The sequence below is a fragment of the Nocardiopsis sp. NPDC057823 genome (assembly GCF_042797335.1).
GTDB classification, from domain to species: Bacteria; Actinomycetota; Actinomycetes; order Streptosporangiales; family Streptosporangiaceae; genus Nocardiopsis; species Nocardiopsis changdeensis.
The window spans coordinates 1-21621 of sequence record NZ_JBHVLR010000005.1; the positions used below are offsets into that span (position 1 = coordinate 1).

The 21621-nt window shown below is 74.2% G+C and carries 20 protein-coding genes; 10 read left to right on the forward strand and 10 right to left on the reverse strand.

Features of this window, described 5'->3' with window-relative positions:
• The first annotated feature begins 717 nt into the window (after window positions 1-717).
• The 3 genes from ACFVNO_RS10560 to ACFVNO_RS10570 all read left to right on the forward strand — a co-directional run bounded on the left by ACFVNO_RS10560 (window position 718) and on the right by ACFVNO_RS10570 (window position 2497).
• Window positions 718-1353 (forward strand): DUF6230 family protein, encoded by a 636-nt coding sequence (locus tag ACFVNO_RS10560; protein ID WP_378891419.1) that lies wholly within the window; start codon window positions 718-720, stop codon window positions 1351-1353.
• Complete coding sequence (locus ACFVNO_RS10565; RefSeq protein ID WP_378891993.1) at window positions 1350-1730, forward strand: DUF6114 domain-containing protein; 381 nt, start codon at window positions 1350-1352, stop codon at window positions 1728-1730. Before ACFVNO_RS10560 ends, ACFVNO_RS10565 begins: the two co-directional genes overlap by 4 nt.
• Window positions 1731-1828: 98 nt before the next feature.
• The gene (locus tag ACFVNO_RS10570; RefSeq protein WP_220564066.1) at window positions 1829-2497 is read left to right on the forward strand and encodes a hypothetical protein; all 669 of its coding nucleotides are present in this window, start codon (window positions 1829-1831) and stop codon (window positions 2495-2497) included.
• Window positions 2498-2566: 69 nt separating this feature from the next.
• Here the strand turns inward: ACFVNO_RS10570 and ACFVNO_RS10575 are convergent, their stop codons facing one another.
• Both ACFVNO_RS10575 and ACFVNO_RS10580 read right to left on the reverse strand, forming a co-directional pair.
• A complete protein-coding gene (locus ACFVNO_RS10575; RefSeq protein ID WP_355260289.1) occupies window positions 2567-2881 on the reverse strand; it encodes a hypothetical protein in 315 nt (104 codons plus the stop codon).
• A 73-nt stretch (window positions 2882-2954) separates the two neighbouring features.
• Window positions 2955-4508, reverse strand: coding sequence for a sulfite oxidase (locus tag ACFVNO_RS10580; RefSeq protein ID WP_378891424.1), 1554 nt, complete (start codon window positions 4506-4508; stop codon window positions 2955-2957).
• Window positions 4509-4645: 137 nt separating this feature from the next.
• On the opposite strand from ACFVNO_RS10580, the gene sigK reads away from it, so the two are divergent.
• From sigK to ACFVNO_RS10600, 4 genes are all read left to right on the forward strand, one after another.
• Window positions 4646-5245: an ECF RNA polymerase sigma factor SigK gene (gene sigK / locus ACFVNO_RS10585; protein WP_220564063.1), complete on the forward strand. Its 600-nt coding sequence runs from the start codon at window positions 4646-4648 to the stop codon at window positions 5243-5245.
• Entirely contained in the window at window positions 5242-5964 is a 723-nt protein-coding gene (locus tag ACFVNO_RS10590; RefSeq protein WP_355260298.1) for an anti-sigma factor, read from the forward strand. Before sigK ends, ACFVNO_RS10590 begins: the two co-directional genes overlap by 4 nt.
• Before the next feature lie 221 nt (window positions 5965-6185).
• Window positions 6186-7805: an AMP-binding protein gene (locus tag ACFVNO_RS10595; RefSeq protein ID WP_355260301.1), complete on the forward strand. Its 1620-nt coding sequence runs from the start codon at window positions 6186-6188 to the stop codon at window positions 7803-7805.
• 151 nt (window positions 7806-7956) lie between these two features.
• Window positions 7957-8505 carry a MarR family winged helix-turn-helix transcriptional regulator gene (locus ACFVNO_RS10600; protein ID WP_378891430.1) on the forward strand — a complete coding sequence of 183 codons (549 nt, stop codon included), beginning with the start codon at window positions 7957-7959 and terminating at the stop codon, window positions 8503-8505.
• Between the two features lie 154 nt (window positions 8506-8659).
• On the opposite strand, the gene ACFVNO_RS10605 is transcribed toward ACFVNO_RS10600, so the two are convergent.
• Window positions 8660-9886 (reverse strand): alpha/beta hydrolase family esterase, encoded by a 1227-nt coding sequence (locus tag ACFVNO_RS10605; RefSeq protein WP_378891433.1) that lies wholly within the window; start codon window positions 9884-9886, stop codon window positions 8660-8662.
• 233 nt (window positions 9887-10119) lie between these two features.
• On the opposite strand from ACFVNO_RS10605, the gene ACFVNO_RS10610 reads away from it, so the two are divergent.
• Both ACFVNO_RS10610 and ACFVNO_RS10615 read left to right on the forward strand, forming a co-directional pair.
• Window positions 10120-10947: a 3-hydroxybutyrate dehydrogenase gene (locus ACFVNO_RS10610; protein WP_220564058.1), complete on the forward strand. Its 828-nt coding sequence runs from the start codon at window positions 10120-10122 to the stop codon at window positions 10945-10947.
• Complete coding sequence (locus tag ACFVNO_RS10615) at window positions 10932-12917, forward strand: GAF domain-containing protein (protein ID WP_355260310.1); 1986 nt, start codon at window positions 10932-10934, stop codon at window positions 12915-12917. Before ACFVNO_RS10610 ends, ACFVNO_RS10615 begins: the two co-directional genes overlap by 16 nt.
• Here ACFVNO_RS10615 and ACFVNO_RS10620 read toward each other — a convergent pair.
• Genes ACFVNO_RS10620 through ACFVNO_RS10645 form a run of 6 tightly spaced genes read right to left on the reverse strand, consistent with a single transcriptional unit; the run spans window position 12843 to window position 18512 of the window.
• Window positions 12843-13745: an alpha/beta hydrolase gene (locus ACFVNO_RS10620; RefSeq protein WP_355260313.1), complete on the reverse strand. Its 903-nt coding sequence runs from the start codon at window positions 13743-13745 to the stop codon at window positions 12843-12845. The two genes, ACFVNO_RS10615 and ACFVNO_RS10620, sit on opposite strands and share 75 nt — an antisense overlap.
• A gap of 13 nt (window positions 13746-13758) precedes the next feature.
• On the reverse strand, window positions 13759-14871 hold the full coding sequence (locus ACFVNO_RS10625; RefSeq protein WP_378891438.1) for a branched-chain amino acid ABC transporter permease: 1113 nt from the start codon (window positions 14869-14871) through the stop codon (window positions 13759-13761).
• Window positions 14868-15767, reverse strand: a complete 900-nt coding sequence (locus ACFVNO_RS10630; protein ID WP_220564054.1) for a branched-chain amino acid ABC transporter permease — start codon at window positions 15765-15767, stop codon at window positions 14868-14870. The genes ACFVNO_RS10625 and ACFVNO_RS10630 overlap by 4 nt, the downstream gene beginning before the upstream one ends.
• Entirely contained in the window at window positions 15764-16540 is a 777-nt protein-coding gene (locus tag ACFVNO_RS10635) for an ABC transporter ATP-binding protein (RefSeq protein ID WP_220564053.1), read from the reverse strand. Before ACFVNO_RS10635 ends, ACFVNO_RS10630 begins: the two co-directional genes overlap by 4 nt.
• The gene (locus ACFVNO_RS10640; protein ID WP_220564052.1) at window positions 16537-17334 is read right to left on the reverse strand and encodes an ABC transporter ATP-binding protein; all 798 of its coding nucleotides are present in this window, start codon (window positions 17332-17334) and stop codon (window positions 16537-16539) included. Before ACFVNO_RS10640 ends, ACFVNO_RS10635 begins: the two co-directional genes overlap by 4 nt.
• Window positions 17334-18512, reverse strand: coding sequence for a substrate-binding domain-containing protein (locus ACFVNO_RS10645; RefSeq protein WP_355260321.1), 1179 nt, complete (start codon window positions 18510-18512; stop codon window positions 17334-17336). Before ACFVNO_RS10645 ends, ACFVNO_RS10640 begins: the two co-directional genes overlap by 1 nt.
• A 248-nt stretch (window positions 18513-18760) precedes the next feature.
• Here ACFVNO_RS10645 and ACFVNO_RS10650 point away from each other — a divergent pair, with 248 nt between their 5' ends.
• The gene (locus ACFVNO_RS10650) at window positions 18761-19597 is read left to right on the forward strand and encodes an SDR family oxidoreductase (protein ID WP_378891445.1); all 837 of its coding nucleotides are present in this window, start codon (window positions 18761-18763) and stop codon (window positions 19595-19597) included.
• A 73-nt stretch (window positions 19598-19670) separates the two neighbouring features.
• Here the strand turns inward: ACFVNO_RS10650 and ACFVNO_RS10655 are convergent, their stop codons facing one another.
• On the reverse strand, window positions 19671-21500 hold the full coding sequence (locus ACFVNO_RS10655; protein WP_378891448.1) for a PASTA domain-containing protein: 1830 nt from the start codon (window positions 21498-21500) through the stop codon (window positions 19671-19673).
• Between the last annotated feature and the right edge of the window lie 121 nt (window positions 21501-21621).

Genomic DNA, 21621 nt, shown 5'->3' on the forward strand with positions numbered 1-21621 from the left:
GTGGAAGGCGTCTGCGTTTCCGCTTTGTTGTGTCTTCACTTTATCAGTGTTCCCGTTCCCCGCCAAATCGGCGTTTTCCGGGTCCTTCTGATTTCGGTGAAGGCGTGTGCCTCTTTCGAGGCGACCCGACCGAGTTTACATGGTCGAAGCAGTGCTTCGAACCGCTCACTTCGGAAGGGAGTTCGTCGCTGATCCCGGTCCGGTTCCGAGTCGACATCCTGTGGAGCCGCTCGCCGTCCCGTTGGCGACTCGGAGAACACTACCCCCCTCCGGGGGCCGCGGCAAACCGAACCGCCTGTGTCGCCACTCACACGCCGCATCCCCCGCCCCGCAGTGCTTCCGGCTCCCTTCGCGATCGGCCCGCGCCGGCCCCGCTCACCGGTGGACGGGGCTCGCGCGGGGCTTCGCTCACCGGGGTGACAAAACGGCGGGCTCCTCCGGCGGCCGGCGCGTCCGGGTCGGGGGCGGAGGCGGTGCACACGCTCTTCTTTTTCTCGGTCGCCGCACGTCAGAGCCTTTTCGTGAGCAATTGCGGGAATCGCCGGAAAGTTCCGGGACCACCCTTGAAATCGCCCTGACCCCGTTCCATGATGTGCAGCATTACCGGCCCTTCATCCGGCCGGTGACCGTGTGCCGTGGTTCGGGGGGACGGCGGGCGCGACGCGGTCGCACGTGTTCGCATCCGTGCCCTGTGCGGGCGCACCCGGAAGGACGTTCATGGACCGCACATCCCCCGAAGAGGTCGGCGCCGACTCCCCCCGGAGCCACACCAGCTGGAAGCGCTTCGCGCTGTTCTGCGTCCCCGCGGGCGTCGCCGTCGGCGGGCTGCTGGTCGCCATGGCGCAGGGCGCCCTGGCCGCCTCGTTCTCCGTGTCCGGGCAGGAGTTCAAGATCTCCGCGGACAGCCTGCACGGCGAGGGCTTCGTCCAGTACGGCTGGCTCGACCAGACCGTCCGCAGGGAGGCCGTCCCCGTCGCGGTCGCCGGGATCCGGGAGGCCGAGATCGTCGGCCTGTGCCAGTCGGTGCTCACCGAGTTCCCCATCGTCGGCGCGATCTCGCTCCGGTTGACCGCCGGCGACCAGGGCTCGCCGGTGATCGCGGAGAACCTGGTCATCGACATGTCGCAGATGGGCGGCGACGCCGAGTTCGAGAACATCGAGATCGGCCGGGACGCCGGGACCCTCGACAAGGGCCCGCGGGGCGCCGCCGGGTTCAACGACCTGTTCGGCATGCAGTCGGACGTCATCGTGGTCGAGGACCTGGAGCAGACCGCCCGGGCCGCGACCGCGGGCACGTTCCGCCTCGCCGATCTGAACCTGGGCGTCAGCCTCGGGGAGGACGAGTGCTTCTGAGCCGGTGGACGGCCTGGCGCAGGCGCCGCCCGTTCGCCGGAGGGCTCCTGATCATCGCCTCCGGGGTGGTCATGGCCTCGCTGGTCGCCATGCCGGTCGAGCTGATGGTGCACACCGGCGTCGGGACCGTCTCCTCGGTGCTGTTCGGGGGCATGCTCGTCGTCCTGGGGCTGGTCACCTGGTTCACCCCCGCCCAGCACGTCATCACGGGTTCCCTCGCGGGGTTCCTCGGGCTGGGCGCGCTGGTCCTGTCCAACCTGGGCGGTCTGGTGGTGGGGACGCTGCTGGCGCTGGTCGGCGGCGGTCTGGCCTTCGCCTGGCGGCCCGTGGCACGGCCGCCGCGGCGCGGGGCCCGGCGGGACCGGTCCGGGGCCTGAGACCACCGGGACGGGCGCCGCCCGTCCCGGTCCGTCCGGAAAACCACGGCTACCGAATGGCGCGCATCCCTGGCACAAGTCCTCTCTTAGGAGTGTTCATGTCGGTTCCGCGACCGAGATCCCGCACCTACTCCTTGCTCGCCCTGACCGGCGCCGCCCTGCTGCTGCCCGGCGGCACCGCGCTGGCCGCCCAGGCCGGTCCGACGACGGTCGAGCCGGCCGGGGCCGCGTTCTCCGCGTCCCTGTCCGGCAGCGCCACCTTCACCGCCGGGAGCGTCGTGATCACCTGCGACGTCTCGGCCACCGACCCCGGCGGCGGGAACAACCTCGTGCCCGCCGCCCCGGGCAACCACAACCCGGACGGCGCCGTGTCCGGGCCGATCAACGCGCCCACGTTCGAGGACTGCTCGACGAACGTGCTGTTCGTGGACGCGACCGTCACGGTGGCGGACCCGGTGTGGGAGATGTCCATGCAGAACGGCTCCCCGTCGGTGGGCACCATGACCGTCCCCGCGGGCGGGATCGTGGTGACCACCAGCGGCCTGGCCTCGTGCACCGCGACGGTGAGCCCCGACGCCCCGGTCGGGGTGTCGGGCACCTGGACGAACGGCTCGCCCGCTTCGACGCTGGCCTTCGACACCTCCGCCCCGGTGGTGGTGGAGGGCGGCTTCGGCTGCCCGGTGGAGGCCACGGAGTCGGGCTTCACCGCGACCTACCTGGTGACGAACGCCGACGACCCGTCCTCGCCGATCACCGTGACCGGCTGACGCACGCGGCCGGCGGCCCCCGTTCCGCTCCGGGGAGCGGTCGGGGGCCGTCGCCCGGGCGCGGGGGTGTCAGCCCTCGTCGTCCATGGGCTCCTCCGACATCTCGCCGTCCATGGGGTCCTCTTCGGACATGTCGTCCTCCATGGGCTCCTCGGACATGGAGTCGTCCCCGGACATGTCGTCCGTCATCTCGCCGGACTCCTCCGTCCCGTCCTCCATCGGCTCCTCGGACATCTCGTCGTCCATGGGCTCCTCGGACATCTCCTCGGTGTCGACCGGGCCGCCCTCTGCGGTGTTCTCGCATGCGGCGACACCGAACACGGCGACACCGGCGATGGCCCCGGCGGCGAGCAGGCGGCGGGCCCTGTGGAAGGTGGTGGGCATCTCCGGTTCCTCTTCTCTCGGTTCCCCGGCCCTCGGTCCGGGCCGGGGTCGCCCCCGTGCGGGGGGCGGGGTCTCAGACCACGGTCACGGTGACGCTGTGGTGGCCGGTGGCCCCGTCCGGCGCGGGAGGCGCCTGGTCGGGGGTCTGGGTCCGGCCGGCGCGGTCGGTGGCGCGGACGGCGATGCGGTGCCCGCCCGGTTCGGCGTCCCATTCCAGGACCCACTGGCGCCAGGTGTCGGCGGTCCCCTCCGGCGCGAGCCGGGCCTCGGTCCAGGGGCCGCCGTCGATGCTGACCTCGACCCTGTCGATGCCGGTGTGCTGGGCCCAGGCGACCCCGGCCACGGTGGTGGGGCCCGGCGGGAGGTCCGCCCCCTCGCGGGGGGTGTCGATGCGGGACTGCGTCTTGACCGGTCCCCGGGCCGCCCAGCCGCGGGGGACCCAGTAGGCGTCGAAGGAGTCGAACGTGGTCAGCTCGATGTCGACGATCCACTTGCAGGCCGACACGTAGCCGTAGAGCCCGGGGACGACCATGCGGACGGGGAAACCGTGCTCGCGGGGGAGGGGGCGGCCGTTCATGCCGACCGCGAGCATGGCGTCGCGCCCGTCCATGGCGTCGGCGACCGGGGTGCCGATGGTCATCCCGTCCTCGGATCGGGAGACCAGCTGGTCGGCGGGGCCTCCGTCGGCGGGGGAGCGCACCCCGGCCTGTGCCAGCAGGGAGGCGAGGGGGACGCCGGTCCACCGGGCGTTGCCGATGTACTCGCCGCCGACGGGGTTGGACACGCAGGCGAGGGTGATGTCGCGTTCGCGGAGGTCGGGGTGGCCGAGCAGGTCGTCGTAGGTGAGCACGAGCTCGTCGCGGACCCCGAGGCCGTGGATGCGCAGCGACCAGGCGGTGGCGTCGATGCGGGGCACGGACAGGGCCGTGTCGATGCGGTAGAAGTCGGCGTCGGGGGTGAAGTGCGGGGCGAGCCCGTCGATCTCCAGGTCGATGCCGTCCGGCAGGGGCGCGGCGCGGTCGCCGGGGACGGGCAGGGTGACGTCGGCGGGGGTGAGGCCGCCCCGGCCGGCGGGGGCCAGCCGGGCTCCGGCGGCGACCGCGGCCGAGGCCGCCGCGGCGGTTCCGGCCAGGAGGACGAACCTGCGCCGGTCGAAGCCTCCCCGGCCGTCCCCGCCGGGCGGGGCGGGGGTCCGGGTGAGGAGGGTGAGGACCGCGGCGAAGGCGGCGGCGCCCGCCAGGGTGGGCAGGGCGTCGAGAGGTCCGGCGTCGGGCCGGGTCAGTGCGGCGGTGAGGCCGACGGCGGTGAACAGGACCGTCCCCGTGATCGCGGCGGCGCGCCTGCGTACGGCGGCGATGCCGATGAGCACGGCCGCGCAGGCCAGGAGGACGGCGATGCCGCCGAGCAGGACGGGTTTGTCCGCTGTACCGAACGTGTCCACGGCGAACTGCTTGAGGGGGAGGGGCACCAGGTCGATGACGCCGGCGCCGACCGCCTGGAGCGGTGTCGCCGCGGGGCGGGACACGAGGGCGCCGACGGCCTCGGCCGCGGCCAGGGCGGCGCCCGCGGACACGAGTCCCGCGACGGCTGCGGGGACCGCGGGGAGGCTGCTCGGTGTGTCGGTCATGCCCCTCGTTCGGAGCCGGTTCCGGGAGGGCGACACGTCTTCGGGTAACAGAAGGATCACGGATCCGCGGACGGGGTCTCCCGGCGCCCCTCTGGTCCGAACCCCGGGGTGAACGAACAGGGAAGGCTGGTGGTCCGGTGATACGGGCGGGATCGCACCCGGCTCCGGAAGGGGCGGGGACATGGCGGGGCGACCCTCTGGCGGAGCCGCTGGGCCGGGTCGCCCTGGGCGACCTGGAGGCGTTCGAAGAGGTGTACCGGGAGCTGTCGGGGCCGGTCTTCGGGGTGGCCAGGCGGGTGCTGGTGGACACTGCGCAGGCGGAGGAGGTGTGCCAGGAGGTCTTCCTGGAGGTGTGGCGGACGGGTTCGCGGCACGATCCGGAGCTGGGGAGCGTGGCGGCGTGGGTGTGCACCATCGCCCACCGCAGGGCGGTGGACCGGGTCCGGTCGGAGCAGGCGGCGTCGGACAGGCTGTCGGCGGCGGGCCGGCTGGAGCCGGGGGCGACCCCGCACGACGCGGTGCCCGAGCAGGTGGAGAACCGCCTGGAGCAGGAGAAGGTGCGCCGCTGCCTGCGGCGGCTGACCGAGGGGCAGCGTGAGGCGGTCCGCCTCACCTACTACACCGGGTACACGCAGCGGCAGGCCGCCGACCTGCTGCGGGTGCCGCTGACCACCGTCAAGGGCAGGCTCCGCGACGGGTTGATCAAGTTGAGGGACTGCCTGGGGGTGACGGTGTGAGACGGACCGGGGAGCACGGGCTGACGGCCGGGTACGCCGTCCACGCGTTGGAGCCGGAGGAGGCCCGCCGGGCGGAGCGGCACCTCGCGGAGTGCGAGGACTGCCGCCGGGACCTCGCCGAGTTCCGCGAGACCACGGCCAGGCTGGCGCGTGCCGAGGCGGTCCGGCCCGGGGAGCAGGTGTGGCGGGCCCTGCGCGCCGAGGCGGAGCGGACCCGGCAGGAGCCGCCGCGCCGTGCCGGGCAGGCCGGCGGGCGCGCCCGGGTCCGGAACCTGGCGCGGTGGGCCCCGTGGGGGCTGGCCGCGGCGCTGGCCCTGTTCTGCACGGTGCTGGCCGGGGCCCTGGTGTCGGCCAACGAGCGGCTGGCCGCGCAGGAGGCCCGGGCGGCGGAGATGGAGGCGCTGCTGGCCGCGTCCGACACGAACATGATGGAGGCCCCGCTGGGGGACGCCCGCGCGACGCTGTTCGCCTCGTACGACCGGGATGCCGCTGTCCTGGTGGTGGAGGGGCTGCCGCGGGCACCGGAGGGGATGGACTACCGGATGTGGTGGTTCTCGGGCGGCGAGGTGCGTCCGGCCGGCGTGCTGGAGGCCTCGGACGGCGGGCACCACGCGGGGCTGGCCGGGGGGATGGGCTCGCCGGACCAGCTGTGGGTGTCCCTGGAGCCGGAAGGGGAGAGGGCGGAGCCGAGCGGGGAGGAGCTCACCATCGACATGTGAGGCGACGTGTCGACACGCGGTGTCGACATGCGGTGTCGACATGTCGGCGGGGCGACCGTGTCCCGAAGTGACAAGGAACGGCGGGTGACCGCTCATCCGCGTACGGAGAAACGCTCCGCCCCGTCGCCTACGGTCGCAGTATTTCCGGGTGGTCCACGCGGCGAAGGCCGCCCGGTGAGGCGCGGAAGGCTTCGCCCGTCCCCGTACCCCCCGGAGACAGCATGGCTACCGATGGTCCGTCCCGTGTACGACACACCTTCGAGGTGGCCCGGGTCCTGGTGCGCGCGGGCGTCCTCGCGCCGGGCCGCCCGGACAGGATCGCCCGACAGCTGCGCGCCCTCAGGACGTGGGGGGCGACGATCGCGGGCGGATACGCGGCCGCCGAGGAGCGCGCCCCCGACCACGCCGCGGTCGTCGACGAGCGCGGGGAGAGCACCTTCGCGGTGATGAACCTGCGCGGGCGTGCGCTGGCCCGCTCGTTGCGGGAGGCGGGCGCGGGTCCCCAGAGCCGGGTGGGGCTGCTGTGTCGCAATCACAGCGGTTTCGTGCAGACGATGATCGCCTGCGGCCGCCTGGGCGCGGACACGGTGCTGCTGAACACGGGCCTTTCGGCACCGCAGCTGGCGGACGTGGCGCAGGCCAACGGGATCACCGTGCTGGTGGCCGACGAGGAGTTCGCGGAGCTGTGCGCGCTCATCCCGGCGCAGATCCCGCGGCTGACGGCGTGGAGCGACTCCGGCGCCTCGGACCTGGCGTGGGGGAGCGTGCCCCTGGACGGCGCGGACCAGGAGCCGCCCGGGAGCCCGGGTCGGCTGATCGTGCTGACGTCGGGGACGACGGGTACGCCCAAGGGTGCCCGGCGGCCCACCCCGCGGGGCCCGCAGGACGCCGCGTCGATCCTGTCGCGGATCCCGCTGCGGTCCTCGGACCGGATCCTGGTGTCGGCGCCCGCCTTCCACGCCTGGGGGCTGGCGGGGGTGCAGCTGGGGATGACGATGCGGGCGACCCTGGTGATGCGGCGGGTGTTCGAGCCGGAGGACGTGCTGCGGACGGTCCAGGAGCAGCGGTGCACGGCGCTGTTCGCGGTGCCGGTGATGCTGCAGAGGATCCTCGACCTGCCCAGGTCGACGCGGGCCGCCTACGACACGTCGTCGCTGCGGATCGTGGCGGTGAGCGGGTCGGCGATGAGCCCCAAGCTGATCACGGGCTTCATGGACGAGTTCGGGGACGTGCTCTACAACCTGTACGGGTCCACCGAGGTGTCGTGGGCGACGATCGCGACGCCGCAGGACATGCGCACCTCGCCGACGACGGCGGGGCGGGCTCCTCTGGGGACCCGGCTGGCGGTGGTGGACGCCGACGGGGCGGAGCTGCCGCCGGGGCGGGAGGGGTCGATCTTCGTCGGCAACGCGATGCTGTTCGACGGGTACACCAACGGCAGGAGCAAGCGGGTGGCCGACGGTCTCATGGAGACCGGGGACCGGGGGTACATCGACGCGGACGGGCTGCTGCACGTGGCCGGCCGGGACGACGACATGATCGTCTCCGGCGGGGAGAACGTGTTCCCGCGTCCGGTGGAGGAGGCGATCGTCGCCCTCCCGGGCGTGCGCGAGGTCGTGGTGGCGGGGGTGCCGGACGAGGAGTTCGGCCAGCGCTTCGCGGCGTTCGTGGTGCCGCACGAGGGCGCGTCGCCGGACCCGAACGAGATCCGGATGCGGGTGCGCGGGGTGCTGGGCCGGTTCTCGGTGCCCCGGGACGTGGTGTTCCTGGAGGAGCTGCCGCGCAACGCCGCCGGAAAGGTGGTCAAGCGCAGGCTTCCGTTCGACGTTCCGCGCCAGTGACGGCGGGGTCCGGGTGCCGTCCCCTCCCCGGGCCCGGGCGTGCGGAAATGCCGGACCATGAAAGGAATCCGAATCCTCGGGGAATTGGGTTCCTTTTTTCCTCGCGTGCAAGACATTTGTGTGCTTTGACATCGGGTACGGGGTTACTACCATGTTGCCGATGCCCGACCGACCTGAAACGTCCGAGGACGATTTCCCCCTCCCCCGCGTCGATGAGCAGATGTGTTTCGCTCTCTACGCCGCTTCGCGTGCGGTCACCAACCTCTACCGGCCGCTCCTGGAGCCTTTGAACCTCACCTATCCCCAGTACCTCGTGATGATGCTGCTGTGGGAGCGGGGGGAGTGCTCGGTCAAGGACGTGTGCTCGGCGCTCCAGCTGGACTACGGCACGCTCACCCCGCTGCTGAAGCGGCTGGAGGCGCGCGGGCTGCTGGACCGCGGCCGGGATCCGCGCGACGAGCGGTCGGTGCTGGTCGCGCTCACCCCGTCCGGTGCTCGGATGCGGGAGCTGGCCGAGGGGATCCCGGAGGCGGTCGGGGAGGCCATCGACCTCCCCGAGGAGGAGTTCGAGGCCACCCGGCTGGCCCTGCGGCGGCTGACCGGGAACGTGCTGGGCGGCCGCGCCCGGATGCCCGCGCGGCTCGCCGCGCTCGCCGGGGAGGGCGCCCGCGGGGCGCCGGACCCCGGCACACAGGACTGACAGGCCCGAGAGGTGCCTGTCTCCGTCACCGCGCCCGTTCGGGGATGAACGCGGCGACGGGCGGTCCGGGCGCCGCGGGGGTCGTGCCCGGCCCGGGACCGGCGGGCGGGCCGGGGAGGGATCCCCGGCCCGCCCGCTCCCGTTTCCCGGGGGCTCAGCAGGCGCCGGGGGTGTTCTCCCAGTACCCGGCCGAGGTCTCGGTGAGGGAGGTCGTCACGAACACGTTCCACAGGCCGAGCGGGTCGTCGGAGCCGGCGGCGTAGGCCAGGCCGAGCCGCTGGACGGCGCGGCCCGCCCGGACGTGGTCGTAGTTGGTGGCGCGCACGCACTCCCCGGACCCGGGGTCCTCGGTGGGCTCCTCCGTTGGCGGGTCGGTGGGATCGGGGCCGGGGCCGTCGGCCAGCCCCCAGAACCCCGCGGTGTACCCCGTGGAGCAGACCGAGGCGAGGAAGTACGCGCCCGCGGTGCCGCAGCCCGAGGCCGGGTCGACGGGGGTGCCGTGCCCCAGCCCGGAGACCGAGTAGTGCGCGACCCGCGCCGAGGCGGCGTCGGCCCCGCCGTAGTAGGACGCGGTGGTGGACCCCGGCAGCGACTCGGTGGCGGTGGGGGAGCCGGAGATGCCGTGGACGTCGGTCCACTGCCGCACGCTGCCGGTGCCGTTGGCGGGGGCGACGGTGGTGTCGGAGGTGCCGTGCCAGACGGCCACGCGCGGCCAGGGCCCGGTCCACCCGGGGTTCTTGGCGCGGACCCTGTCGCCCCACTGCTGCGGGGTCTGGGTCCGGCCGGGGTTCATGCAGGTGAAGGCGTCGATCATGCTCGAGGCGCAGCCGGTGGGGATCCCGGCGACGATGGAGCCCCCGGCGAAGAGGTCGGGGTAGGCCGACAGCACCTCGCTCACCATGGCGCCGCCGGCGGACAGGCCGGAGGCGTACACGCGGTCGGCGTCCAGACCGTGGGCGGACACGGTGTGCTCCACCATGGACCGGACCGAGCGGGCCTCCCCGGAGTCGCGGGCGACGTCGCCGGGCTCGAACCAGTTGAAGCAGCGGTTGGCGTTGTTGGCGGTCTTCTGCTCGGCGTAGGCGAGGGCGAACCCGCCCGCGTCGGCGGCCTGCGCCCAGCCGGAGTGGCGGTGGTAGGCGGCCGCGTCCTGGGCGCAGCCGTGGAAGAGCAGCACCAGGGGCGCGTCGGCTGACAGCCCGTCGGGCACGTACGTGTACAGGGAGAGGTTGCCGGGATTGGTACCGAACGAGGTGACGGGGGTGAGGGCGGCGGCGTGCGCGCGGGGCGCCAGGGCGGCCAGCAGTGCGGCGGCCGTGACGAGGACGGTGGCCAGGGCGAGGGCGAGGGGCACCCGCGCCCGGCGGGCGGCGGAGTCCATGGGGGTTGCCTCCTGGGATACGGCGTGAGCGGGGGGTTCGGCCGAACCGTTGCCCGGACCCTAACGCGCGTGTGACCCATGCGACATGTAGCAGAGACCCCGATCACACGCCGCTGTCCAGTGCGAACCCCACAGGGGACTCCGGGGGCATGGCCGATGTCCACATGTCCGAGTCCGGTGGTGTGTCCCCGCCTCCTATCCCCCGGCCGCGCGCTCGGGCCTACCTTGCTGCCATGACGACGCACGAGTTCCCGGCGGATACGGCGCGGCGCGCCCCCCGGACCCCCTCCCCCCGGCCCGCGGAGCGCACCGCCCGGGTCGACCTGACCGGCAAGACCGCCTTCGTCTCGGGTGCCGCCGGCGGCATCGGCCGGGCCTGCGCCCTGCGCCTGGCCGACGCGGGCGCCTCCGTGCGTCTGGCCGACGTGGACGCCGACGCCCTCGGCGCCCTGGCCGACCGGGGTGTGGGCGAGCCGGTCGTACTGGACCTGACCGACCTCGACGCCGCCGAGGAGGCCGCGCGGGGCTGCGACATCGTCGTGAACAACGCCGGCGTGCAGACGGTCTCGCCGGTGCAGGACTTCCCTCCCGAGCGGTTCTCGTTCATCCTTCGTCTCATGGTCGAGTCGCCTTTCCGGCTGGTGCGCGGCGCCCTGCCGCACATGTACGGGCGGGGCTGGGGAAGGATCGTCAACATCTCCTCGGTGCACGGGCTGCGCGCCTCGGCCTACAAGTCGGCGTACGTGACGGCCAAGCACGGGCTGGAGGGGTTCTCCAAGGTGGTGGCGCTGGAGGGGGCCCCACACGGGGTGACCTCCAACTGTGTGAACCCGGGATACGTGCGCACGGCGCTGGTGGAGAAGCAGATCGCGGACCAGGCGGCGGCGCACGGCATCCCCGAGGAGCGGGTGGTGTCGGAGGTGCTGCTGGCACGGACCCCGCTGAAGAGGTTGATCGAACCGGAAGAGGTGGCCGAGCTGGTCGCCTACCTGTGCGGTGACGACGCGTCGTACATCAACGGGGCGTCGCTGCCGGTGGACGGAGCATGGAGCGCGAGCTGAACACGACCCCTTCCCGGCCCGGCGACGACCCGGCGGGCGTCGCCGGCCAGGCCCCCTTCCTGGACCTGCTGCTGCGCGACGCGCCGGCGGTGGAGTACGAGCGCCCGGTGCTGCGGGCCCGCGCCCAGGGCGCGGACCCGGAGGTGGTGGCGGCCCTGGAGGCGGCCAAGCTGACCGCGCTTCGCGTGCGGTCGGTGATGCGCGACCGGCAGCGCCGCGAGTCGGAGCTGAGCGCCCTGTTCGAGACCGCCAACGACCTGGCGGGGATGCGCAGCCTCGACCAGGTGCTGCGGGCGATCGTGGAGCGGGCGCGCAACCTGCTGGGCACCGACATCGCGTACCTGACGCTGAGCGACCCGGAGGCGGGCGGCACCGTGATGCGGGTGACGTCGGGGTCGGTGTCGGCGTCGTTCCAGCAGCTGCGGCTGGGCGCGGGCAAGGGGCTGGGCGGCCTGGTGGCCAAGACGGCGCTGCCGTACGTGACGGCCAACTACTTCGCCGACCCGCGGTTCGCCCACGCGGAGAACATCGACCACGCGGTGCGCGAGGAGGGCCTGGTGGCCATCCTGGGCGTCCCGTTGAAGATGAACGGCCGGGACGTGGGGGTCCTGTTCGCGGCGAACCGGCGGGAGCGGCCGTTCGCGCACTCGGAGGTGGCGCTGCTGTCGTCGCTGGCCACACACGCGGCGATCGCGATCGACAGCGCCAACCTCATCGACGACACCCGGCGGGCGCTGGACGAGCTGCACACCGTCAACGAGCGGTTGCAGCGGCACACGGCGTCGGTGGAGCGGTCGGCGGCCGCCCACGACCGGCTCACCGACCTGGTGCTGCGCGGCGGCGGGGTGCGGGAGGTGGCGGCGGCGATCGCCGAGGTGCTGGGCGGGTCGGTGACGGTCCGGGACGTGACCACGGACGTGACGGTGACGGCGACCCCGCAGGGGTCGGTGACCGAGAGTTCGCACCCGCCGGAGCCGGACGGGGCCGTGGAGGAGGCGGTGAGGGCGGCGCTGGCGAGCGGCCGCGCGGTGCGCGCCGGGAACGCCTGGGTGGCGTCGGCCGCGGCGGGCAGCGAACCGTTGGGCACGCTGGTGCTGCGCGGGGTGGAGCTGGACGAGACCGACCAGCGGGTGCTGGAGCGGGCGGCGATGGTGACGGCCCTGCTGCTGCTGATCCGCCGTTCGGTGAGCGAGACCGAGCACCGGGTGCGCGGCGACCTGCTCAACGAGCTGCTGGAGACCCCGGCGCGCGACCCGGGTTCGCTGCGGGAGCGCGCGGCCCTGCTGCACGCGGACCTGGACGCACCGCACGTGCTGGTGGTGGCCGAGGCTCCGGGCGCCGACCCGGGGCGGCTGCGGTCGGCGGCCACGCACGTGGCCGAGACCACCGGCGGGCTGGCCGGGAGCCGGGCGGGGCGGCTGGTGCTGGCGCTGCCGGGGACCGACCCCAGGGCCGCGGGGCGGCGTGCGGCCGAGGAGCTGGCCCTGGCGGCCGGGGGTGCGCCGGTGACGGTGGGGCTGGCCGGGCCGACGGGCGGCCCGGAGCGGTTCCGGCCGGCGTTCGCCGAGGCGGCGCGGTGCGTGCAGACGCTGCGGGCGCTGGGCCGGGAGGGCGACCTGGCGACCGCCGAGGACCTGGGGTTCTCGGGGCTGCTGCTGGGCCGGGACCGGGACGTGCCGGGGTTCGTGCGGTCCGCGCTGGGTCCGCTGCTGGAGTACGACGAGCGGCGCGGGACCGTGCTGGTGGAGACGCTGAAGGCGTATTTCGCGGCCGGGGGCAACCTGTCCAGGGCCCGCACCGCGCTGCACATCCACGTGAACACGGTGTCGCAGCGCCTGGAGCGGATCGGCCAGCTCCTCGGGGAGGACTGGCAGCACCCCGACCGCGCGCTGGAGCTACAGCTGGCCCTGCACCTGCACGGTCTCCTGGACAAGGGTGTGGACCTGCTCGGCGAGCAGCCGGGCGGTTGAGGAGAACAGCGGCGTGTAGTGGTTGTCGTCGGGGAGTTCGACGGTGGCCAGGGTGTCGGGCAGGCCGGCGAGGCGCTCGGGCGTGTACAGCCCGGGCGTTTCGTCCATGAGCCCGCGCGCCGTCCACAGCAGGCGGGCGGGGACGGTGAGCCGGTGGATCGCGCCGAGGACCTCCGTGTCGGACAGGACCTGCCCGCCGTCGACCCGCACGGCCGCCTCGTCGCAGGTGGAGCGTAGCTCGGGGGCGGTCCCGGTGAGGTCGCGCAGGACGTAGTCGTCGGCCCAGGGGTTCCACCGACCGGCGAAGGCCGGGTGCCTCTGCCAGAACGCCCGGTAGTCGTCGGGGGAGCCGAAGGTCATGCGCAGCCGGGCCATGGCCGGGCCCAGGACGGCGTCGATGTCGGTCCCGGCGGGGACGGGGAGCCCGTGGCCGCCGTCGACGAGCAGCAGCCCGGCCACCCGGTCGGGGTGGCGCACGGCGGCCAGGCAGGCCACGAACGCGCCCATGGAGTGGCCGACCCAGACGGTCCGCTCCACGCCCAGGTGGTCCAGGACGGCGACGAGGTCGTCCGTGTGGGCGGCCAGGCCGTGCGGGCCGGGCAGGGTGCCGCTGGCCCCGCGCCCGCGCAGGTCGGGCGCGTGCAGCGGGGGGCCGCCGCGGGCGGCCAGCTCGGCCGCGGTCCGGGCGAAGGAGTGGCCGTTGGCGGTGATGCCGTGGACGGCCAGGACGGGGACGCCGGGGCCGTCACCCCACCGGGTGACGGCCAGGTCGCCCCCGGGGACGGGGACGGTGTACTCGTCCCCGCCGACCGGGGTGGTGTCGCTCATGCGGATATCCCTCTCACTCGTGTGCGGTCCGGCGGCCGCGCAGCGCGGACCGGACCCGCCCGGGCAGCGCGGTCAGGCCGCCGGGGAAGAAGAAGACCATCAGGACGAAGAGCGCGCCGAGGATGAACAGGGGCTGGGACAGGGGGGCGGCGATCCAGTCGGGCAGGGCCGAGAAGGCCTCCCCGCCCGCCTGGCGCAGCCGGTGCTCGGCGTAGGTGTACAGCCCGGCGCCCAGCACCGCGCCCCAGCGGCTGCCCGCCCCGCCCAGGGCCACCATCACCAGCAGGGTGAGCGTGAACTCGGCGGTGGTGATGGTGGGCGTGACCCCGCCGGTGACCAGCAGGTAGACCACGCCGCCCAGGGAGGCCAGGCCGCCGCCGACGGTGAACGCCGCCAGCTTGTACGGGTAGGGGTCGACGCCCAGCACCGCGACGCGCTGCTCGTTGGCGCGGATGCCCTGCCAGACCCGGCCCACCGGGGAGGCCGACAGCCACCACACCACGACGGTCGCGAGCGCGGCGTAGGCGAGCGCCGCCCAGTACAGGTTGGCGGTGTTCATGACGCCCACGAACGCGTCGGGGACCACGGCGGTGTTGAGCGACAGGCCCTCCTCGCCGCCGGTCACCCGGCCCGGGTCGCGGGCCACCAGGATGGACCCGGCCTGGGCGAACGCCAGGGTGACCATGGCCATCGCGATGCCGTTGACCCGCAGTGCCACCGCTCCCAGCAGCAGGGACAGCAGGGTTCCGGCCAGGACGGAGACCAGCGCCGCCCACAGCAGGGGCAGCTCCAGGATCCGCATCAGGAGCGCGGCCGTGTAGGCGCCGCAGGCGAAGTACAGGGCGTGCCCGAAGGACAGCAGCCCCACCCTCCCGTACAGCAGGTCGTAGCTGGTGGCCAGGCCGCCGAACACCAGGCAGAACGCGAGCAGGTGCAGGGTGGCCGGGCTGTTGAGGGCGCCCTCGAACAGGCCGGGGACCGTCAGGGTGGAGAAGGGCAGGGTGGCCAGGACCACCAGCACGGCGGCAGGGCCGGCCCAGCGGGGGAGTCGGCGCCGCCCGCCCGCGGCCGGGGCCGCGGTGTCGTCGGCCCGGGCGGCCGCCCGGGGTTCGGTCTCGGTGATCATGCCACCCTCTCCGCGGACTTCTTGGCGGCCAGTCCGCCCTGCCGGGTGAGCAGCACCAGGGCGAGGACGATGACCACGGCGATGTCGCCGAGTCCGGCGACGGTGTAGTAGTTGGCGAACTGCTGGACCAGGGCGACGGTCACGGAGGCGATCGCGCAGCCGGTCAGGGAGGTGGTGCCGCCGATGACCACGACGATGAACGCGAAGATCAGCAGCGACATCCCCTGGGTGGGGGTGACCACGCCGTAGTAGAGGCCGCCCAGCGCCCCGGCCAGCGCGGCCGCGGCGCCGCCGATGGCGAACACCAGGGTGAACGACCTGCGCACGTCGATGCCCAGGGCGGTGACCATGGCCCGGTCCTGGACCCCGGCGCGGACGATGAGCCCGTAGCGGGTGCGGGAGTTGAACAGCCACAGGGCGGTGAACAGGGCTGCCGCGGCGAGGATGAGCAGCAGCCGGTCCCTGGGGATGCTGGCGCCGAGCACCTCGACGGTGCCCCGGACCAGGTCCGGCTTGGGGAAGGTCAGCGGGTCGGCGCCCCAGACGGCCTGGAGGAGCGCCGGGGTGGCCAGGCTGAGGCCGACCGTGGCGAGGATCTGCTCGCGGTGCCTGCCGTAGAGCGGGCGGATGACGCACAGTTCGACGAGGGTGGCGGCCAGGGTCCCGGCGGCGACGCCGAACACCAGGGCCAGCAGGAACCCGGGCCCGTCGGGGCCGGCCCCGGGCAGGAAGTTCGCCGCCCACCACGTGCCGTAGGCGCCCAGGGCGAGGAACGCCCCGTGCGCGAAGTTGAGCACGTCCATGAGGCCGAAGATCAGCGACAGTCCGGAGGCGATGAGGAAGTAGAGGGCGCCCAGGCCGAGCCCGGTGACGATGAGGAGGACCACGGTGCTCACGCGGTCGGCCTCCCTTCGGTGTCGGCGGCCGTGCCCGTGGCGGGCGCGGCGGCGGGGGCGGCCGCCGCGCGGGACACGCCCAGGAGTTCGCGGACGCGGTCGGCGTCGTCCAGGAGGTCCGGGACGGGGCCGGTGTGGACGACCCGGCCGGCGTCCAGGACGACGGCGTCGCCCCCGACCCGGCGGACCAGGGACAGGTTCTGTTCGACCAGCAGCACCGGCACCTCCTCGGCGGCGCGGGCCACCGCGTCGGCGACCTCGCGGACGATCCGGGGGGCCAGGCCCTTGGTGGGCTCGTCGACGATGAGGAGGCGGTTGTCGTTGAGCAGGGCGCGGCCGATGGCGAGCATCTGCTGCTGGCCGCCGGAGAGGGTGCCCGCGGGCTGGTCCCTGCGCGCGGCGAGCTCGGGGAACAGTTCGTGGACGAGGCCGTAGCGGTGGGGTCCGGGGCGCCGCTCGGCGATGCGCAGGTTCTCGGCGACGGTGAGGGCGGCGAAGATCCCGCGTTCCTCGGGGACGTAGCCGATGCCCCGGGAGACGATGGCGTGGGTGGGCTCGGCGGTGGTGTCGGCGCCGTCGAAGACCACCCGGCCGGTGCGGGGCACCAGGCCCAGGACGGCCTTGACGGTGGTGGTCTTGCCGACGCCGTTGCGGCCGAGCAGGGAGGTGACGCCGCGTTCGGGCATGGCGAAGGAGACGCCCTGGAGGATGTGGGAGCCCTCGATCCACACGTTGAGGTCGACCGCCTCCAGCAGCGGTCCGGCGGCGGTCACGCCCCGTCCCCGAGGTAGGCGGCCTGGACGTCGGGGTCGGCCATGGCGGAGTCGGGGTCGGTGAAGGCGAGCAGTGCGCCGTGGTGCATCACGGCCAGCCGGTCGGCCATGTCGAGGAGCACCTCCATGTGGTGTTCGACCATGAGGACCGTGCATCCCTGTTCGCGGTGCACGTCCCGGATGACGGTGGTGAGTTCGCCGACCTCCCCGGCGCTGACCCCGGCCATGGGCTCGTCCAGGAGGATGAGCCGGGGGCGGCGGGCCAGCAGCAGGGCGAGTTCGAGCTTGCGCTTGTCGCCGTGGGAGAGGTCTCCGGCCGGTGCGGCGGCGCGGTGGGAGAGGCGGACCAGGTCCAGGGCGGCGGCCGCCTCGGGGCCGCCGTCCCCGGCGCGCTTCCAGAACCTGCGGGAGTCGCCGGTGCGGGCCTGGACGGCCAGGCCGACGTTGGCGCCGACGGTGAGGTCGGCGAAGACGCTGGAGGTCTGGAAGGTGCGGCCCATGCCCAGGCGGGCCCGCTTGTACGGGGCGTACCGGGTGATGTCGGCGCCGCCCAGGGAGACCGTGCCCGCGGTGGGCCGGGTGAGGCCGGACACGAGGTTGAACAGGGAGGTCTTGCCGGCGCCGTTGGGTCCGATGAGGGCGACGAACTCGCCCTCGGCGACGTGCATGGTGATGTCGTCGACGATGACGGCGCCGCCGACCGACCAGCTCAGGTGGTCCAGGGCCAGGGAGGTGGCCGCGGCCGCGCCGGGCGCGGCGGCGGTGGCCGCGCCCGCGGGGGTGTCGGTGGCCATCACCCCTCCGCGACGACGGGCTCGACGTCGGCGGCGGGGATCTCCGCGACCAGCTCGGGCTCGGCGGAGTCGCCGGACCCGACCAGCTCGACCTGGTACATGGGCTGGAGCAGGGCGTGGTCCTCGGCGCGGATGGTCAGCTCGCCCTTGACGCCGTCGAAGGTCCAGCCCTCCAGGGCGGCGACGCGGTCGGCGGTGGTGTCGCCCTCGGTGGCGGCGTGGACGATCATCTGGGCGGCGGTGAAGCCGTCGGGGGTGAACAGGTCGACGGTGCCGCCCGCCTCCTCGACGCGTTCGCGCATGGCCTGAGCGGCCTCGGTGTCGGAGGCGCCGTCGAAGTAGTGGGACAGGAACGAGATGTCGCCGCCGGCCTCGCCGAAGACCGGGTAGGACGCCCTGATGTCCAGGCCGGTGACGACCTCGGTGTCGGCGAGGACGCCCTGCTGGTCCAGGGCCTGCCACATGGCGGCGGCGGTCTCCCCGGCCCAGGCGACGAACACCAGGTCGGCGTCGGCCTTGCCGACCTGCTCGGCGAAGGGGGTGAGGTCGGTGGTGTCCGCCGGGGCCAGGATGCTGTCGACCTCGGCTCCCTCCCCGCCCAGGACGGCGGTGACGGCGTCGACGTTGGCCTGGCCGAAGGTGCCCTGCTGGGCGAACACGACGACCTTGGAGCCCTCGGCGTCGTCCATGAAGCTGCCCGCGGCGAGGATGTCCTGGTAGGTCTGGCGGCCGGAGCGGAAGGTGTTGGCGTTGATGCCGGTGACGGCGTCGGTGGCGGCCGGGCCGGAGATGAAGAGGATGTCGTCCTGTTCGGCCAACGGGGCGACCTGGACGGCGATGCCCGAGGCGGTGGACCCGGCGATGATGTCGTGGCCGGTGCCGATGAGCTCGCGGGCGGCGGAGACCGCGGCGGTGGGGTCGCCGCCGTCGTCCATGTACTCGACCTCGACGGCGCGGCCGTCGATCTCCATGGTGCCGCCGGTGGCGTAGTCGAGTCCGGCCTCCAGGCCCTGCCTGTACTGCTCGCCGTAGGTGGCCAGCGGGCCGGTGGCCGAGTAGACGATGCCGATCCTGACGGGCCCGTCCCCGCCCCCTCCCGCGGCCTCGCCGGGGCTGCCGCAGGCGGTGAGGGCGAGGACGACCGCGCAGGAGGCGGCGGTCAGGGGGGTCTTGCGCATTTCTCTTCCTCCAGTCGGCACCGCCTCGTCACGATCGCCCGCGCTGGGGGATGGGGTGCCAACCCGAAGGTAGAGCTACGGTGATCCGTTTCACATGTACATGTGACATACATTCGGGCGCGAACCGGTGTAGAGGGGCGCCATAGGGTCCTTTCGGGAACCTCGGGCCTTGACCTCAACATTTGTTGAGGAACCAGGCTGTCCTCCGACGGCCGGGCGATCCGGCCGCGGAACCGAGGGGAACGACCATGGAGCGACCCGTACTGGTGACCGGGGCGACGGGTAACACCGGCCGGCACGTGGTGGCCGGACTGCTGGCCGAGGGCGTGCCCGTGCGCGCCCTGGTCCGCCGGGAGGACCACGGCCTGCCGGCCGGGGTGGAGGCCGTGACCGGCGACGTCACCGACCCGGAGGCGGTGGCCCGTGCGGCGGAGGGCGTCCGGGCCGCCTACCTGGTGTGGCCGCTGATGACGGCGGAGGGGGTGGGGCCGGTGGCGGCGGCGCTGGCCCGGCACGCGGACCGCGTCGTCTACCTTTCGGCGGCGCAGGCCGGTGGCGGGGACCCCGGCGAGCGGGGGTCGTGGGGCGCGGTGGAGGACGCGGTCCGGGACTCCGGGGCGGAGTGGGTCTTCCTGCGGGTGACCGGGCTGTCCGCCAACGCGCTCCAGTGGTCCGGGCGGGTCCGCACCGGCACGGTGCGGGCCCCGTACGGGGACGCGCGGCGGTCCCTGGTGCACGAGCGCGACGTCGCCGAGGTGGCGGTGCGGGCCCTGGTCGACGAGGGGCACGCGGGCAGGGCCTACCTGATGACCGGCCCGGAGGCGGTGTCCCAGCGGGACCAGGTGCGGATGCTCGGCGAGGCCGTCGGCGTGGCGGCGCGGTGGGAGGAGCAGCCCCGGGAGGAGGCGGCGGCGGAGCTCACCGCCCTGTTCGGGGACGCCGGGTACGCGGAGGCGGCGCTGGAGTACTGGGCCTCGCTGGCCGAGCGCCCCGAGGAGGTGTCGGGGGACGTCGAGAGGGTGCTCGGCCGCCCGGCGCTGCCCTTCTCCCGGTGGGCGCGCGACCGCGCCGACGACTTCCGCTGACCGCGCCGCGCGGCGCCCGCCGCCGGGCCCGGGCCGCACCCGGGGCGGGCGCGGCGCGGGCCCGGCGCCGGGCTCAGCAGCGGCCGCGGTCGGACCAGGGGCCCCAGAGCGTGCCGGAGTCGGGCTCGTTGTCCTGGTTCCACCAGCGGGACTCGTACTCGCGGCCGTTGTGGCTGACCCGCTCCCCCTCCTCATAGGTGGTGCCGGGGCTCCAGGCGGGCGCGGAGCAGGAGTGGTCGTCCCAGCCTCCGCCCTGGCCTCCGCCGTGCCCGTCGTTGTGCCCGCCGCCGTCCCCGTCGTCGGACTCCTCGTCGCGGTCGCCTTCGGACTCCTCCGAGGGGGTCTCCGACGGGGACTCCGAGGGCTCCTCCTCGGGCTCCGGGCCGGTCGAGACGGTCACCGAGACCTCGCCCTCCTCGGGCAGGATCGACCCCGGCTCGGGGTTCTGGGCGCTGACCCCGCCCGGCTCGACGGTCTCGTGGTGCTGCTCGACGACCACCGCGGTCAGGCCGACCCGGGTGAGGGCGTCCACGGCCTCCTCCTGCGTCATCCCGTCCAGCGAGGGGACGATGACGCCCTCGCTGACCCGGATGACCACCGGGTCCTCGCGGTCGCCCTCCCGGCCCGCGGCGGGCTCGGTGGCCAGGACGGTCCCCGGCAGCTGCTCGGCGGAGTGCTCCTGGACGACGTCGATGCGGGTGAACCCCGCCTCGCGCAGCAGGTCGCGGGCCTCGTTCTCGGTGTCGCCGACCACGTCAGGGACATCCGCGTGGCGGGGTCCGACGGACAGCGCCAGCATGACCGCGTCGCCCTCGGCCAGGACGGCGCCCGGGCCCGGCTCGCTGCCCGCGACCCCGCCCGGCTCGACGGTGTCGTGGTAGGTGTCCCGGAAGCGGACCACCAGCCCCAGGCCGAGCGATTCCAGCCGCGCCTCCGCCTCCTCCGCGGCGACCCCCGCCAGGTCGGGGAGGGTGGCCTCGGGCTCGCGGGGGAACAGCGCCCACCCGGTCGCGAACAGGGCGGCGACCAGCAGCACGGCGGCCGCCAGCACGGGGACGCGGCGCCGCAGCGGTCCGCGGCGGGGTGCGGGGAGCTCGGCGGCGGCGATCGGGATGGGGCGGGTGGTGTCGGCGCCGCCCTCCTCCAACGGCCGGGACAGCGACCGCATCACCTGCTCGACCAGGGTGAGGTACTGGCCCGCGTCGCGGGGCCGGTAACGCGGGTTGGGGTCGGTCGCGTTGGCGACCAGCATGTCCAGGTCCGGCGGCAGGGAGTCCACCAGCGCCGAGGGGCGCAGCGGGCGCGCCTCGCCGGGGTCGGCCGGCTCGCCGGTGATGAGCGCGTGCAGGAGCAGGCCCACCGCGCGCACGTCGGTCCGGGTGTCGGGGGCCTCGTCCTCGGCGGCGTCGAAGAGGAGCGGGAAGCCGGTGATGCCCGCCCTCCCGTCGTCGCCGACGACGACCCGGTCGGGGGTCAGGGCGCCGTGCACGATCCCCTGGGCGTGGGCGGCGTCGAGCGCCTCCAGGACGGAGGCGATGACGGTGAGCGCCCGGTGCGGCTCGTGGACGGGGGAGGCGCCGTCCAGGACCTCGGCGAGGGGTTCGCCGCGGAGGTACTCGTTGACGGCGTAGACGCGGTCCCCGTCGCGGCCGTGGTCGAGGAACCGGGCCAGGCCCGGGTGGGAGACGGCCTCCAGGTGCTGCGCCCTGCCGCGGAAGGCGTGCACGGCCGGCGCGTCGCCGACCAGCCACGGGTGCAGGACGGTGACGACGACGGTCGTCCCGGTGGCGCGGTCGTGGGCCGCGTAGGCGCTCCCCGAGGCATCACTGCGAAGGCGCTCCCCGAGGACGTAGCGTCCGTCCAGGACCGCGCCGGAGTGGGGATCGGGGGTGGGGGTCTCCATGAATCGGAATTGTACGGGCCGGAATTCCGGAATTCGGCTCTGATTTCACCCCGTACCGGTTCGCTCACCCGAACTCCCCGGTGGAGGCCGGAACGGTAATGTCGGCGCTGTCCGCCCTTCC

What these genes read in the sequence shown, in the direction of transcription:
- ACFVNO_RS10595 (WP_355260301.1), top strand. Translation starts at nt 6,186, where the DNA reads ATGGCTACCGATGGTCCGTCCCGTGTACGACACACCTTCGAGGTGGCC.
- ACFVNO_RS10560 (WP_378891419.1), top strand. Translation starts at nt 718, where the DNA reads ATGGACCGCACATCCCCCGAAGAGGTCGGCGCCGACTCCCCCCGGAGC.
- ACFVNO_RS10580 (WP_378891424.1), bottom strand. Translation starts at nt 4,508, where the DNA reads ATGACCGACACACCGAGCAGCCTCCCCGCGGTCCCCGCAGCCGTCGCG.
- ACFVNO_RS10605 (WP_378891433.1), bottom strand. Translation starts at nt 9,886, where the DNA reads ATGGACTCCGCCGCCCGCCGGGCGCGGGTGCCCCTCGCCCTCGCCCTG.
- ACFVNO_RS10610 (WP_220564058.1), top strand. Translation starts at nt 10,120, where the DNA reads ATGACGACGCACGAGTTCCCGGCGGATACGGCGCGGCGCGCCCCCCGG.
- ACFVNO_RS10650 (WP_378891445.1), top strand. Translation starts at nt 18,761, where the DNA reads ATGGAGCGACCCGTACTGGTGACCGGGGCGACGGGTAACACCGGCCGG.
- ACFVNO_RS10570 (WP_220564066.1), top strand. Translation starts at nt 1,829, where the DNA reads ATGTCGGTTCCGCGACCGAGATCCCGCACCTACTCCTTGCTCGCCCTG.
- ACFVNO_RS10625 (WP_378891438.1), bottom strand. Translation starts at nt 14,871, where the DNA reads ATGATCACCGAGACCGAACCCCGGGCGGCCGCCCGGGCCGACGACACC.
- ACFVNO_RS10655 (WP_378891448.1), bottom strand. Translation starts at nt 21,500, where the DNA reads ATGGAGACCCCCACCCCCGATCCCCACTCCGGCGCGGTCCTGGACGGA.
- ACFVNO_RS10645 (WP_355260321.1), bottom strand. Translation starts at nt 18,512, where the DNA reads ATGCGCAAGACCCCCCTGACCGCCGCCTCCTGCGCGGTCGTCCTCGCC.
- ACFVNO_RS10575 (WP_355260289.1), bottom strand. Translation starts at nt 2,881, where the DNA reads ATGCCCACCACCTTCCACAGGGCCCGCCGCCTGCTCGCCGCCGGGGCC.
- ACFVNO_RS10615 (WP_355260310.1), top strand. Translation starts at nt 10,932, where the DNA reads ATGGAGCGCGAGCTGAACACGACCCCTTCCCGGCCCGGCGACGACCCG.
- ACFVNO_RS10600 (WP_378891430.1), top strand. Translation starts at nt 7,957, where the DNA reads ATGTTGCCGATGCCCGACCGACCTGAAACGTCCGAGGACGATTTCCCC.
- ACFVNO_RS10640 (WP_220564052.1), bottom strand. Translation starts at nt 17,334, where the DNA reads ATGGCCACCGACACCCCCGCGGGCGCGGCCACCGCCGCCGCGCCCGGC.
- ACFVNO_RS10620 (WP_355260313.1), bottom strand. Translation starts at nt 13,745, where the DNA reads ATGAGCGACACCACCCCGGTCGGCGGGGACGAGTACACCGTCCCCGTC.